Genomic DNA, 14,504 nt, shown 5'->3' on the forward strand with positions numbered 1-14,504 from the left:
TTGCTGCTTACGCAGTGCTGAAGAGTGAATCTGTATAATGAATGAAATTCTTAACTGATCTCTTAAAGAAGCTTTGGGTGGGGAAAGGTTTTTTGACGAAGAAGTATCGGTAACATCCAACTTTTACACCGTATGATTACGTTTAATATCAAGGGGAATTCATAGCGTTTCAGAGAAACGAAAAAAGCAGGAACTAGTCCTGCTCAAGCAAATATTTAAAACAGTCCATAACGGGGATTTTTATTTCGTTGAAATTGTGGAACACCAAAACATTGTTGGCTAAGATACAAACACTAATTCCAACAGTGTTTACAAGAGTATAGTGTTAAAATACTAATTTATTATTTATTCACCTTGCTGTTCATGAAGAATAGAACGCCATTTTAAATCTCCACGAATTAAGCCATGAATTAAAATTTCTGCCGTTCCCATATTTGTGGCGAGCGGAATAGCGTATACATCACAGAGACGAATTAAAGCTGAAATATCTGGTTCGTGGGGTTGCGCAGTTAGGGGGTCACGAAAGAAAATAACCATATCCATTTTATTTTGTGCAATTAATGCTCCAATTTCTTGGTCACCACCTAGTGGACCTGATTGAAAACGATGAACCTCTAATCCAGTTCCCTCCATAATTTTTATCCCGGTTGTTCCTGTTGCATAAAGTTCATGTTTTACCAAGATGTGTTGGTAAGCGATTGTAAAATGAACCATATCATTTTTCTTTTTATCATGTGCAATCAATGCTATTTTCATCTTTTGTTTCCTCCTACGTAATTCAAGCTATTTGGGTAGACTTCACTCGTATTTAGTAATGGTTGATGACAAGGCATTCTTGTTTGTTAGGAGTGAATGAAAAATGTCACCTTTTGTGATAATATAATTTTCCTATCTAGCTCCTGGACAATTTTTATTACAGCTGTATCAGTAGATTTTTATCATTGTATACTCCTCTAATCAATGTTTAGCTATACTCAGTTCTGATGTAAACATTTTTGGAGATATGAGGAAGTAAAGGGATTCCTTTAGTCGAAGGAATACCGAATAGTTGTTGGAAGAGATTCCTTTAATCTTGGACAGATTTCTTTCTTTTGGAGGGTTGTGCCTTTTATCAAAAATAGGAGAGAATACTCCTTCCCTTCCCCAAGGAACGTTAGAGAGTAGGTGGTGGGTAGTTCAAAACTTCACAAGAATCATCGATTTTCTTTAACATTACCTGTCTAATCTAGGACTATATCTGTGTGCTAATAAATGATGGTAGTGTGAGTAATGAACGGATATTACTCACACTACCATCGTTTCCACTGAATTATGAAAATATAGTTTGTCCATTAGGTATTATCTGACTGTTATCAAATTAGTATCGGGTTGGCAGTTCTTCCTAATTAAAGGGATTTTGTTTCTTCACACTCATCCTCCCTCAGATAGTTATTCATACGGTCAAAAAGGAGAAATTTTTGTTCAAGAGAAAGCTTTCTAGAGCATCTGCCGCAGTTTGTTCATCGCTTCCGTCTGCAATTAATGTAATGGTTTCTCCCTCTTCAACTGCTATGTTCATAACGCCCATCATGTCTCTTCCAGAGGCCAATGTTCCGTTCTTCATAATATTTATTTGACTGTCAAAAGAGGAAGCTTTTCGCACGAATTTAATTGTATGTCGAGCATTAAGTCCATTTTGGAGCTGAACAGTAATCTTTTTTATCACCATTACCCTTCACCCTAATCCTTTCTGAATTATACATAATTAGGCTGGACATTCTGTCATACGGCTATGTTAATATTGATAGGTTTAAAATCCACATAATAGAAAGTGGTTGAGGAGTAAATAAAGCTTTTAGCTGACTATGTTAGATGATTCTTTGTTCAGCCTCATTTTGCAACCTTTACATCCTTTTTCATTTGTACGCACTTTTCTATGCTCAGACTTTCTTTGTATTAAATCCTTTTCAAGAAATTTCACACTCATAAACCCAGTAAAAACTCTATCCTCACCATATGATCTCGCCTCTTATTCCATATATACAGCAATTTGAGTGATATCTTTTCTTTTTAAAGCTGTTGACTCTGTGAAAATAGGTTATTTTATGGAATGCGTTCCAAGTCAAGAGATATTTTTTAAAATACTCAAAATGTGCAAGAAGGATTTTGAATATGATATCTATACGTTTTCAAGTGTATTCCTTGCTTTTTCATGATGGATCCGAACGAATAGCGTATAAATTATTGAGCATAAACTAAAATGTTCCTCTTGATATGGAACGCATTTCATCATTTACGATGTATTCAAACAAGTAGCAAGTGAGGAGATTGTAATGCTAGACCTTGTTACTTTATGCTCCATCACTTATTTGGCGCATATATTTGTCTAAAAGTATCTGGACAATCATCAGATGCAACATCATTCCAAGGACCAGATGATTATTTTATCTCTTCCCTACATGAAACTGAAAAGAACAGTGATTTACGTAGTTAAAAGAATGTGTTTATTAAAAATAAATGTGAATCTAAGTAGCCAAATAAGAATTATGAACTAGAAGTATTGGCCATTTTTGATTAAGTATTAAATCCGTATAAGAGGGGAAAAGCGGGCTTTCAAAGGCGTAGTTTATGGTCAAGCTATAAAATAACAACGTTTTTTCTTCCTAATTATTAATATAAATAATATTTAACAATGCTGTTCTTTTTATAGCTAAAGTAGTATTGTACATGCTAATTGGTAGGTGGAAATATTAAATAGGGAATACTGATAGTGAGGAGTTTTTCCAGTTCTATTATGATTACCTGGATGCCGATTATCGAATTGATAGGGATATTTGTATGGTGATATGTGGAGTAGTGATGGGATGCATTAGTTTACATTGAAAAGGTGATTATATGACAAATATTAAAGATATTGCAAAGATGGCTGGAGTATCAGTAACAACAGTTTCTCGTGTAATAAATAATCAGCCGTATGTTAGTAAAGACAAAAGGGAAGCAGTACTACGTGCAATTCAGATGAGTAAGTATCAAAAAAATCTAAATGCAGTCAATTTAAGCAAAGGAAAAACATTTTTGATTGGCGTTGTTCTTCCTTATTCACATCATTCCTATTTTGCACGGTTAGTTAGAGGAATAGCCAATCAAGCCTTACAACATAACTATAAGTTAATTATCTTTCAAACAAATTATGAGGAAGATAGGGAAATCGAAGCTTTGGATATGTTAAAGCATAAGCTAATCGACGCTGTAATTATCTGTTCGAGAATTTGTGATTGGTCCATTCTGAAGGAATATGTGCCCTATGGTCCCATCGTTCTATGTGAAGATACGAAGGAGCAAGAAGTATCCTCAACATTTGTTGACCATTATAAAAGTTTCTCTGTTGCCTTAGAATACCTATACAACAAAGGCCATAAGAAAATAGGGTATTGCATCGGACGAACATCCGGAACGAATAGTAAACGAAGGGAACAAGCTTACAAGGATTTTCTAAAAAAACATAATGAGCCATTTCAACCTCATTACATTTTTGATCAATGCCTATATTTCGAAGACGGTGAACAAGTCGTACAACGAATCAAACAAATGAGTGATCCTCCATCAGCATTACTCGTAACAAGCGATCAAGTAGCTGCAGGAATTGTAACATGCTGCCAGAATCAAAATATTTCGATACCAGATGAACTGGCACTTATCGGCTTTGATAATGAACCTATAGCAAAAATGATGAACATCACCACGATTGAAATCCCATTAGTGGAGATGGGCCAAAAGTTATTTCTGCAAGCAATCCATGATAAAAGTGTTTCGCATGAGGAAATATCAGTTAATTTAATTGAAAGAAAGACGGTATAGACGTTAGTGGTTCTAGTGCAAATTTTGGGTTTTATAAAAATTATGAAGGTAGTTCGGAATACCCGGGTTTTATATACCGTCAATATTGGATGTGAAGCTTTCGTTATGAGTAAAAATTATTGGTGGGGTAAGTAACATTCATATATTGAGTTAATTATCTAACCTTTTGCACTAGAAACCACTGGAAGACAGATATAGGTAACTGAGCAATCTTGAAGGAGCTTATTCGTTATTATGAAAAACGAGATGTTTAAAATCAGTATTGTTATTAACAGGAACTATATTCCTGTGAGTAGAGCAACTATTTCTACTAAATAATATTAAAAGTTGATAGACTCCTATGATACATATTACTCAGTAATAATTAGGCTAGTTTTTGATGCAGAAAAAGAAGTGGATAAAAAAGCATAATAGCCATTCACTAAGTTGTGTGTCATTTAGGATTAGCTCGATCAAATTTTCAATATATCGCTAAATATATATTAATATTCGGAGGTGATTCACAATGTTTTAGGTGTTAAATAGCAAAATGTTAATTAATTCCTATATGAAAACAGCAGTTATTAAATTTGAATTCTAGTTTTATTTTTATTAGAAGAAGAAATGTATAGAAGAATTTACAAATTAAACAGTCTGAACTTCGATATATCATCTGACGTATCTTTTCTGTCAAAGTGATAAATTGAATTTAAGAATAGACAATCCACATGTATTGGGGATTGTCATAGAAATGGGAACGTTTCCAATAATAAGCGGAGGTATATTATGCGTAAAACAAAAATTATCTGTACGATTGGTCCTGCAAGTGAGAGTATTGAGAAGTTAGTACAATTAATAGAAACAGGAATGAACGTAGCTCGACTCAATTTCTCACACGGAAGTCATGAAGATCATGCAGTCCGGATCCAAAGTATTCGTGAAGCTGCAAAGCAAGCGAACAGGACAGTAGCGATCCTGCTGGATACGAAAGGACCAGAGATTCGTACTCATGACTTTGAAAATGGACAAGCTGAACTGAAGACAGGTGCAGAAGTGGTGATTTCTACAGATCAAGTACTAGGAACAGCAGAGAAATTTTCTGTTTCTTATGAAGGGCTTTACGATGATGTAGAAACAGGATCACGTATCTTAATTGATGATGGTTTAATTGAATTAGAAGTGCTTGAAAAAGCAAACGGCGAAATTCGTACAAAAGTCTTAAACAGCGGCATGGTAAAAAATAAAAAAGGTGTAAATGTGCCAAATGTAAGCATCAAGCTTCCAGGCATCACAGAAAAAGATGTGCAAGATATCATTTTTGGAATTGAACAAGGCGTTGATTTCATCGCCGCCTCTTTTGTACGTAAAGCATCTGATGTATTAGAAATCCGCGAATTGTTGGAAGAGCATGGCGCAACGAACATTCAAATCATTTCAAAGATTGAAAATCAAGAAGGTATTGATAATATTGATGCAATTCTAGAAGTGTCTGACGGTCTGATGGTAGCGCGTGGCGATATGGGGGTAGAAATTCCACCGGAAGAAGTACCTCTTGTGCAAAAATGTTTAATTCAGAAGTGCAATGCAATAGGGAAACCGGTAATCACAGCAACACAAATGCTGGATTCCATGCAGCGCAACCCGCGCCCGACACGTGCAGAGGCCAGTGACGTGGCAAATGCCATTTTTAATGGCACAGATGCCATTATGCTTTCCGGTGAAACAGCTGCAGGACTTTATCCGGTTGAATCTGTAAAGATGATGGCGACTATTGCATCCCGAGTAGAGCGTTCTTTACAATACCAAGATTTGTTCCGCGATCGCCTGAAAGAAGCAAAATCTACCGTCACAGATGCAATCAGCCAATCTGTATCACACACTGCGATTGCGTTAGGTGTAGCAGCAATCGTGGCACCAACAGAAAGTGGCTATACGGCGAAGATGATTGCAAAATACCGTCCGAACGCCCCAATCGTAGCAGTCACATTTGATGAACAAGTATGCCGCAAGTTATCCCTTGTATGGGGTGTACAAGCGTACCTTGCAGAACAGGTCCATTCTACAGACGAACTGCTAGAAACAGCAATCCAGACAGGGATGGATGCAGGAATGATAAATATGGGTAATACAGTTGTCATCACAGCAGGGGTGCCAGTTGGAGAAACTGGTGCTACAAATTTGATGAAGATTCAAGTTATTGGCGAATAACTTGTCAGAAAGAAAAAAATGGCTGTAAATGTGCGGAAAAAGTTATGATATCTTATAATAGCCAATCAAGCAGTAGAGAGACTGACTAAGGACTATATTCTTGTTACTGTGAGCGTAGACCAGAGTATGAGGTTATTAATAGAAAAGAGTCTGTTCTTATAAGAGCTTATTTTCAATAATTCCTAATTTTAGTGTAAAGACAAAAATGATATGTATACAAAACAAAGCCTCGCTGCATGGTAGCGAGGCTTTGTTTTGTATACGGTAGTTCATCAAATGTAGTTGTTCTTCACGAGGAAAAAGATTAACTACCATTTCTACATGAAATTACCTTGTTAGAAAATTATTAAAACCCTTTTTGCCGTCATAGGAAACACCATTGATTTTTATTTAAACAAAACAAAAATATACTGGATAAGTTGAATTTAATTCTTGCATCTTCTTATTCAACAACTAAATCATCATTAATATTTCCTTTACAGGGAAATGTATTCTATTCAGTAAGACTTTGTATTGCGAGAAAATTTAGTTTAACTTATATATTTAAAATATCTTATATTTTCAACTTGACTTGAAACCCATTCCATACAATAGGATTTTCTTGTAAGCATCTCTTATGTCAACTACCCACCACTTAGCTACGCTTGAAGTGGGGGCTTGCGAGTGACAAGCAGTACTGACGGTCTAGGACCTCCTACCTTGAAGTGTCCTCTGCATCATGGGCGTGTTGACGGTCGCCCTACTACAAGAGACATGCTCAAGTAGCAACCGTTATGCACGGCATTGCCTAGTAGCAGTACTCAAATTTCCACACGTACTAGGCAGACGAGTTACGTCTAAGATTTTACGGTTGCAACGTATTCCTGCAACCAACCTCATATCTTAGGTTGTCAAAGAACAAAAAGAGTGCCTTTAGCGATGATTCGCCCAACGGTTCATCTCTTATCCAAAATTATACCGTAAAGGAGGAAATGCAGCATTGGAATGTTGTGCTACGCAAAAACGCGCATTCCTCCCCGACTTCCTCATTGGGCTACGCCCTTCACATTCCTTGAAGTCGGGGTATCCTGCACGAAAAATCTGATGAACTTCGCTTTAATTAAAAGAGGAAGACTTAAAAACTAAAATGTAATTGCTTACTATGGGGTTGGTAACTAAGTGTAAACTTATTAAATCCCCTTCAAAGAAAAGTAATCAAAGAGGATACTACGCCTAAAAGGAGATAGAAGATGATGGAGGGTAAAATGAAAGTTAATGTAGGTATTATTGGTTGTGGATCAATTGCAAAGGTTAGACACGCTCCTGAGTATGCTGCTAATCCAAATGTTAACGAAGTCGTCTATTATGACCGTAATCCAGAACGAGCTGAACTTTTAGCTAAGAAATATGGTGGGAGGGTAGCATATAGCCAGGAAGAGATTATGAATGATGTTACAATTGATGCAATAAGCGATTGTTCAGCAAATAATTCTCATCATATTGTTACATCATGGGCATTAGAATGTGGAAAACATGTTCTTTGTGAAAAGCCAATTGCAATTTCCACAGAAGAAGCAGAAAAAATGACACTCTTAGCTAAAAAAACAGGGAAAATCCTGATGATTGCTCATAATCAACGATTTACAAATGCTCATCAAAAGGCAAAAGAAATTATACAAAGTGGTAGTTTAGGTAAAGTATTAACATTTAAAACAAACTTCGGTCATAAAGGCCCTGAGTTTTGGGGGGTAAATAAAGGCAACTCAACATGGTTTTTTAAAAAGGATACATCCTTTCTTGGAGTAGCCGGTGATTTGGCCATTCATAAAGTAGATTTGTTGCGTTTTTTATTAGACGATGAAATTATCGAAGTGAGCGCTTACCAAGGTGCACTTGATAAAAAGGATGAAAATGGAAATGCGATAGAAGTGTGTGACAATCTTGTTGGAATTTTAAAAACAGAAAAAGGGGCGCTCGGTACAGCATCTTTTTCTTGGAGTTATTATGGAGATGAAGACAATAGTACCATAATTTATCTTGAACAAGGAATGGTAAAAATCTATACGGATCCTTCTATTCAATTAGAAGTTATAACTAAAAAAGGGGAAAAAATAAAGTACGAACTTGAATCTGAATCAGTTCAAACAAGTGAAAATCAAATTAACAGTGGAGTAATTGATTCATTTATAGAAAGTATTATTCAAAATAGAGAGCCGGAAGTAACTGGGGAAGATGGTCTAATAGCATTACGTATAGTTTACGCGATGATAGAATCGGCTGAATCAGGGCAAAGTGTGAAAATAAACTCCTTAGCCAGTCTGTAGCGATATCTTATGACATATCGTTATACCAGCAGAGGGAATAACTATTTATAGAAGTAATTCAAGAGAAAAAACAATGATCATGTGTTATTAAAGGTTCGATCTTAATTATTTACTGTACTTGATTAAAAACGAATACAAGAATTTCCCCCTCAAAACCAAACATAAGCTGTCCTTGGAGGACAGCTTATGTTTGGTTTCATGGCAAATAAGCGCTCGATCTATGCTTACGGTTTGTCCTCTTCGCATATCAAGAAGTCCATTCTTATAATTGAACCAGATCTAGAAATGATGGAAGAGCATAGATTATACGTCGCTTACATAACCATTATGAGTTGGGTTCATCAATATGGACCGTAATTAGATGAAAGAATACCGCTTATCCACTGGCGATACAAGAATTAAAGGAGGAGAAACGTATGCCTTAAGGCATACAGATAAGGAAATGTAAATATCTCAACAATAACGTGAAACAGAATCATCATTTTATAAAGAAGAGAGCTCGTTCCATGTTAGGATTGAAATCATTTCGTACAGAAATTTTGATTTTGAAGGTATCGAATCCATGAATATGATGAAAAGAAGGCAGCTTCCCCAAAGGGTGAAATCTGCCCAAAATGAGGTTGAATCCATTCATAAGTTATTTGGATTAGCAGCTTAATCTCAAAGTTAACAGAAGATCGCTGTTCTATATTCCTATTAAGCTATTTTCACAACAGAACCGTAAGAAGCAAGTTTAATCTCTTCACATACTAAGGATTAAACTCCTATCGTTTGAAAAGCAGCTTCTGTACCATTTGGATTGCTACGATCTAGTCCTTCAGAGGTACTGTAATTTTCTTGAATTCTTTATTAAAATGTTTACGCTCCATGTAAGGGTTCACCCTTTCTGTCATTCATCATACTGACCATACAAAGATGTGTCCTTACAACTATACTAACTTTAAGAGGTCACTAAGCATGCTTCCTTTCCGTCCCCTACCTGTTGATTTTTTGCAACTTTATCCGCTTTTAATGTTCCTTTCACCGTGCCAGCTTCGGCTACAAAGTGTTCCCCATTATATCGATGGGTTAGCTTATCTGTGTAAACTTCATTCTCTACTAAACAGTCCACAAACTTTTTTATATCTGCTTGTTCCATATTCTTGTACCAAGCTCCTTGTGGATATACTACAACTACGCAGGCATCTTTGCAGCGTCCATTACACCGGGTGCGTGAGGTATGAATAACATCATCTAAATTTCGTTCTCTTAATTCTGCACGGATACGTTGTGTAACCTCTTCTGCTCCTTTAGGTATACACTTAGTTCCGTTACAAAGTAAGACATGCTGTTTCGTCTGAGAAAAATCACAAGTCCCCATTAATAAAACACCTCGCACAAATCAAAATAATTTCGTTTTATATTATTATGAGTATATATCTACTATATAAGTTAAATCAAAGTGACTCTTATTTATTGTTTAAAAAACTTATCATGTGAAAAATTAAGAAAGAATGATACTTATGCTTGAAAACATTCAGGTATCATCCTTTTAAATGACCAGAACGAACAACTTTTGTTTCCAAGTACTTCTTATTAAATTCGGAGATGTCTCCCCATAATGGGACTCTGCCTGCAACATTAGCCCCTGCCTTGTGAAGAGCGTCTAATTTTCTTGGATTATTAGTAATCATAGTCACTGGATTGGAACGCAGTTCTTTTAACACTTGAATCGCATCATCATAGTTGCGCGCATCATCTACGAATCCAAGCTCTAAATTCGCTTGTACCGTATCCAACCCTTCTTCTTGCAGAACATAAGCTATGGCTTTACTAAATAATCCGATACCTCTTCCTTCGTGATTTGCTAAATAAAATAAAGCGCCTGATCCGTGAGCCACAATCATTCTCAGAGCTTGTTTTAATTGAAAGCCACAATCACAGCGTTTACTACCAAAAATATCGCCTGTGTGGCAAATACTATGCATTCGAATCAGAGCATCTTTAGAATGTTGGAAGTCCTCATACACTAATACACTTGATTGCTGCATGTCTGCTAAGTTGGAAGAAGATAAGGTTTCAATAACCTTTTTTGTATTATACGACTCATCATCGCAAAAATTCCCCTGGATATTGTCGCAACGTAACCAGCAATACCAGTTGAACAGGATAGTTTTCCCTTCTAGATTAACGGGTAATCTGATGGGACCTACTAAATAAATGGATTTCCCCTCACTTGAAATGATGTTAATTTTATCATGTAGTAACGAAATCACTCTTTCTTTAATCAAGCTTCATGCCTCCTAATTATTAAAGACAACCTTTTTCATTGACAAAATCTTTTTATATATGCTGAGTTTATTTTACGGATAAGAACACAAAATAAATTTCAAACACTTTAGTTTTGCATACCATAAGTGCCTAGTATAAAGATTACTTGTAGAGTATCTAGTACTTATGTTGGATCAGATGGCTGACTCTTTTACACCAGAACTACTGATGTTTGTTTATACTGTTTCTCTTTCAATTAAATTAACTGATATTTCCTCATGCGAAACACTTTTATCATGGATTGCTTGCAGAAATAACTTTTGGCCCATCTCCACTAATGGGATTTCAATCGTGGTGATGTTCATCATTTTTGCTATAGGCTCATTATCAAAACCGATAAGTGCCAGTTCATCTGGTATCGAAATATTTTGATTCTGGCAGCATGTTACAATTCCTGCAGCTACTTGATCGCTTGTTACGAGTAATGCTGATGGAGGATCACTCATTTGTTTGATTCGTTGTACGACTTGTTCACCGTCTTCGAAATATAGGCATTGATTAAAAATGTAATGAGGTTGAAATGGCTCATTATGTTTCTTTAGAAGATCCTTGTAAGCTTGTTCCCTTCGTTTACTATTCGTTCCTGATGTTCGTCCGATGCAATACCCTATTTTCTTATGGCCTTTGTTGTATAGGTATTCTAAGGCAACCGAGAAACTTTTATAATGGTCAACAAATGTTGAGGATACTTCTTGCTCCCTCGTATCTTCACATAGAACGATGGGACCATAGGGCACATATTCCTTCAGAATGGACCAATCACAAATTCTCGAACAGATAATTACAGCGTCGATTAGCTTATGCTTTAACATGTCCAAAGCTTCGATTTCCCTATCTTCCTCATAATTTGTTTGAAAGATAATTAACTTATAGTTATGTTGTAAGGCTTGATTGGCTATTCCTCTAACTAACCGTGCAAAATAGGAATGATGCGAATAAGGAAGAACAACGCCAATCAAAAATGTTTTTCCTTTGCTTAAATTGACTGCATTTAGATTTTTTTGATACTTACTCGTCTGAATTGCACGTAGTACGGCTTCCTTTTTGTCTTTACTAACATAGGGCTGATTATTTATTACACGAGAAACTGTTGTTGCTGATACTCCAGCCATCTTTGCGATATCTCTAATATTTGTCATATAATCACCTTTTTTATATAAACTTTGATTGACTCTCAAATGTTCCCCATTGTTCACTAAACCTGTTAGTATTCCTTATTTAACATTTCCATCTACAAAGTAGCATTTGTACTGTTACTGCATTGTTTATAGTAGGACACAGTATTATTGGTTATAGTTGTATTAGTATATAAAAATCAAAATCTTGTTGTCATAGACAATCATAGAGTAAGAACTTCAGGAATATCCTTTTGTATGGATTTGTAGCTTTATTAATACCACTTATTGGATAATAAGGTATATTTATTTGTCTTTTTAGTAAGTATATTCCTTTAACTATATAAATCGCTGTTCTTTTCATTGTGATGTAGGGAAGAGATAAAATAGTCATCTAGTCTTTGGAATGATGTTACCTCTAATGATTGTCCAGATACTTTTAGACAAATATAGGTGCTCAAATAAATGCCGAAGCATAAAACAATAAGTCCTAGCATTACAATCTCCTCACTTTCTACTTGTTTGAATACATCGTAAATGATGAAATGCGTTTCATATCAAGAGGAACATTTTACTTTATGCTTAATAATTTATACGCTTATTCGTACGGATCCATCATGAAAAAGAAAGGAATACATTTGAAAATGTATAGAGCTCATCTCTAAATTTTTATCTGAAAGTTATGAACTATTTTTTGAAAATATCTCTTGACTTGAAACGCCTTCCATAAAATAACCTATTTTCACAGAGCTAACAGCTTAAGGTAAAAATAGATATCCCTAAGGTTACAATTATGAAATAAGAGGTGAAATTATATGGAAAAGAAAAGTGTATTTTTAAATTTAGACAGAACACAAGTTGCTGAGGAACATAAAGTTCTAGAGACAAACATGATAGGTAAATTTGTAAGCGTTATTCAAAATGAGAAGAGGACTTTTAATGAATTTATGAGCGTAGAACTTCCTGAAGAAGACTTGACCCTAAGAAGATCAGAACATAAAAAAGGAAGTACGAGCGAAAAAAGATGTAAGAAGGGATGCAAAGGTTGCAAAGTCAGACTGAATAAAGAAACGTCTGATATAGTCAACTAAGAGTCTTATTTATAAGTACTCATCGAAAGGAACGATACTAAATCAACCCAGAATGAATCTTAAAATAAACACCTTACCATCTAATAACTATATAATGGATGTTAGACGAATAAAAATTGAGGTCTATACTGATTTTTCAGTTTGATTTTCGCAACATTGAGGGATAATATGCCTAATACTTTCATGAATTCAGTTTATCTTATATTATCCCCCAATATAACGAAATAAAGTCAGTTTCGTACTTACAAAGTCAGAGTATTAAATATAGTTAGCTTTTTCCCCTTTAAGAACTTCATGAAACGATTCAATATAAGCATTGTCATACAGATAACCTTTACTATTGAAGGAATTTTGCATGTTTCGTTCCTGTAATTGTTTTTTGAACTCTATACTCATATAGTGCAACCCGAAATCGCTGCTCAAAAGCAAGTCCTTCTTAGAATTCCGAACATTGTAAGCACTATTATTGATTGTTAGCACCTTGTCGTGGTGAAAAACAATCTTTAGGGAGTTTATGGTTATCGCTGTTACTAGGTATAGGAGAATAAAAAAGGAGTCTGAACTCAAAAGACACATTATGTGCCTTTTGAATCGGCTCCTTTTTCAAGATATTATATAAACTATCAGAATGTTTTCTATTGAAACTTTAAATATTTACAGTTATTTTAGGGAAGTATGCAAAAGCTTTTTTAATATTTAATGTGCTTTACCAGAAGAACCAAATTCGCGAATCTTTCCAATAACTGTCTCTTTAATGGCTTCACGACCTGGGCCTAGAAATTTACGTGGGTCATACACTTCTTGGTCAGTAGTTAGTATTTCACGTGCAATTTTTGTAAATGAAATTTGATTTTCTGTATTTACGTTGATTTTAGCCGTTCCTAATGAGATGGATTTTTTGATTTGTTCAGTTGGAATGCCTGTACCACCATGTAATACTAACGGTAAACCAATTGTTTTACAAATCTCTTCCATTTGTTCAAACCCTAAGTTTGGCTCTCCTTTGTAAGGACCATGAACGGATCCTAAAGCTGGAGCAAGACAGTCAATACCTGTACGTTTAACTAACTCTTCACATTCCTTTGGATCTGCATAAATAACACTTTCAGCAATTATATCATCTTCTTGTCCACCAACAGTACCTAACTCTGCTTCAACTGATACACTATGCTCATGTGCATACTCTACGACCTGCTTTGTTATTATGACGTTTTCTTCAAATGGGGAATGAGAAGCGTCAATCATAACGGAAGTAAATCCAGCATCAATAGCGGCTTTACATTTTTCAAAGCTAGAACCGTGATCCAAATGAATTGCTACTGGTACTGTGATATTCATTTCTGCAATAAGAGCCTTGACCATTGCTGTAACCACTGTAAATCCACCCATATAGCGGGCTGCTCCTTCAGAAACCCCGAGAATGACTGGTGATTTTTCTTCTTCAGCAGCTGCTAAAATAGCTTGTGTCCATTCTAGGTTGTTTAAGTTGAACTGACCAACTGCATAACCTTCCTTTAATGCTTTATTTAACATCTCTTTCATTGAAACTAATGCCATCATAAATCCTCCTTTAATTGTTTAAGTAAACACTCAAATAGCCTTACTTTTCATAGCTTTTTTATCAAAGTAATTATACATAGCAGAATTAGCTACTAGTATAT

Annotated in this window: 10 protein-coding genes and 2 pseudogenes; 6 read left to right on the top strand and 6 right to left on the bottom strand. The window is 35.4% G+C overall.

Annotated features, from left to right (window positions below):
* Positions 1-345 precede the first annotated feature (345 nt).
* Both mgsA and AAHB12_RS18740 read right to left on the bottom strand, forming a co-directional pair.
* Positions 346-756: a methylglyoxal synthase gene (mgsA, locus tag AAHB12_RS18735; protein ID WP_342046445.1), complete on the bottom strand. Its 411-nt coding sequence runs from the start codon at positions 754-756 to the stop codon at positions 346-348.
* Positions 757-1,432: 676 nt separating this feature from the next.
* Positions 1,433-1,708: an HPr family phosphocarrier protein gene (locus AAHB12_RS18740; protein WP_342046446.1), complete on the bottom strand. Its 276-nt coding sequence runs from the start codon at positions 1,706-1,708 to the stop codon at positions 1,433-1,435.
* A 1,166-nt stretch (positions 1,709-2,874) separates the two neighbouring features.
* On the opposite strand from AAHB12_RS18740, the gene AAHB12_RS18745 reads away from it, so the two are divergent.
* The 5 genes and pseudogenes from AAHB12_RS18745 to AAHB12_RS18760 form a co-directional block, all read left to right on the top strand.
* Positions 2,875-3,837: a LacI family DNA-binding transcriptional regulator gene (locus AAHB12_RS18745; protein WP_342046447.1), complete on the top strand. Its 963-nt coding sequence runs from the start codon at positions 2,875-2,877 to the stop codon at positions 3,835-3,837.
* Positions 3,838-4,602: 765 nt separating this feature from the next.
* Positions 4,603-6,183 (top strand): annotated as a pseudogene (pyk, locus tag AAHB12_RS18750) (pyruvate kinase); the annotation flags it as partial.
* Between the two features lie 1,070 nt (positions 6,184-7,253).
* Complete coding sequence (locus AAHB12_RS18755) at positions 7,254-8,327, top strand: Gfo/Idh/MocA family protein (RefSeq protein WP_342046448.1); 1,074 nt, start codon at positions 7,254-7,256, stop codon at positions 8,325-8,327.
* Positions 8,328-8,513: 186 nt separating this feature from the next.
* Positions 8,514-8,684, top strand: a complete 171-nt coding sequence (locus AAHB12_RS31880; protein ID WP_446715584.1) for a hypothetical protein — start codon at positions 8,514-8,516, stop codon at positions 8,682-8,684.
* An 8-nt stretch (positions 8,685-8,692) separates the two neighbouring features.
* Positions 8,693-8,985, top strand: a pseudogene (locus tag AAHB12_RS18760) (DDE-type integrase/transposase/recombinase); the annotation flags it as partial.
* 282 nt (positions 8,986-9,267) lie between these two features.
* Here the strand turns inward: AAHB12_RS18760 and AAHB12_RS18765 are convergent.
* The 3 genes from AAHB12_RS18765 to AAHB12_RS18775 all read right to left on the bottom strand — a co-directional run bounded on the left by AAHB12_RS18765 (position 9,268) and on the right by AAHB12_RS18775 (position 11,776).
* Positions 9,268-9,687: a (2Fe-2S) ferredoxin domain-containing protein gene (locus AAHB12_RS18765; RefSeq protein ID WP_342046449.1), complete on the bottom strand. Its 420-nt coding sequence runs from the start codon at positions 9,685-9,687 to the stop codon at positions 9,268-9,270.
* 163 nt (positions 9,688-9,850) lie between these two features.
* Complete coding sequence (locus tag AAHB12_RS18770; RefSeq protein WP_342046451.1) at positions 9,851-10,597, bottom strand: GTP cyclohydrolase II; 747 nt, start codon at positions 10,595-10,597, stop codon at positions 9,851-9,853.
* Positions 10,598-10,813: 216 nt separating this feature from the next.
* Positions 10,814-11,776 carry a LacI family DNA-binding transcriptional regulator gene (locus tag AAHB12_RS18775; RefSeq protein ID WP_342046453.1) on the bottom strand — a complete coding sequence of 321 codons (963 nt, stop codon included), beginning with the start codon at positions 11,774-11,776 and terminating at the stop codon, positions 10,814-10,816.
* Between the two features lie 791 nt (positions 11,777-12,567).
* Here AAHB12_RS18775 and AAHB12_RS18780 point away from each other — a divergent pair.
* Entirely contained in the window at positions 12,568-12,843 is a 276-nt protein-coding gene (locus AAHB12_RS18780) for a hypothetical protein (protein ID WP_342046454.1), read from the top strand.
* 696 nt (positions 12,844-13,539) lie between these two features.
* Here AAHB12_RS18780 and AAHB12_RS18785 read toward each other — a convergent pair.
* Entirely contained in the window at positions 13,540-14,400 is an 861-nt protein-coding gene (locus AAHB12_RS18785) for a class II fructose-bisphosphate aldolase (protein ID WP_342046457.1), read from the bottom strand.
* Between the last annotated feature and the right edge of the window lie 104 nt (positions 14,401-14,504).

This window comes from Bacillus sp. OTU530, assembly GCF_038440375.1.

Excerpts from the sequence above, each read along its gene's own strand:
- mgsA (WP_342046445.1), bottom strand. The coding sequence starts at position 756 with ATGAAAATAGCATTGATTGCACATGATAAAAAGAAAAATGATATGGTT.
- AAHB12_RS18740 (WP_342046446.1), bottom strand. The coding sequence starts at position 1,708 with ATGGTGATAAAAAAGATTACTGTTCAGCTCCAAAATGGACTTAATGCT.
- AAHB12_RS18745 (WP_342046447.1), top strand. The coding sequence starts at position 2,875 with ATGACAAATATTAAAGATATTGCAAAGATGGCTGGAGTATCAGTAACA.
- AAHB12_RS18755 (WP_342046448.1), top strand. The coding sequence starts at position 7,254 with ATGATGGAGGGTAAAATGAAAGTTAATGTAGGTATTATTGGTTGTGGA.
- AAHB12_RS31880 (WP_446715584.1), top strand. The coding sequence starts at position 8,514 with ATGTTTGGTTTCATGGCAAATAAGCGCTCGATCTATGCTTACGGTTTG.
- AAHB12_RS18765 (WP_342046449.1), bottom strand. The coding sequence starts at position 9,687 with ATGGGGACTTGTGATTTTTCTCAGACGAAACAGCATGTCTTACTTTGT.
- AAHB12_RS18775 (WP_342046453.1), bottom strand. The coding sequence starts at position 11,776 with ATGACAAATATTAGAGATATCGCAAAGATGGCTGGAGTATCAGCAACA.
- AAHB12_RS18780 (WP_342046454.1), top strand. The coding sequence starts at position 12,568 with ATGGAAAAGAAAAGTGTATTTTTAAATTTAGACAGAACACAAGTTGCT.
- AAHB12_RS18785 (WP_342046457.1), bottom strand. The coding sequence starts at position 14,400 with ATGGCATTAGTTTCAATGAAAGAGATGTTAAATAAAGCATTAAAGGAA.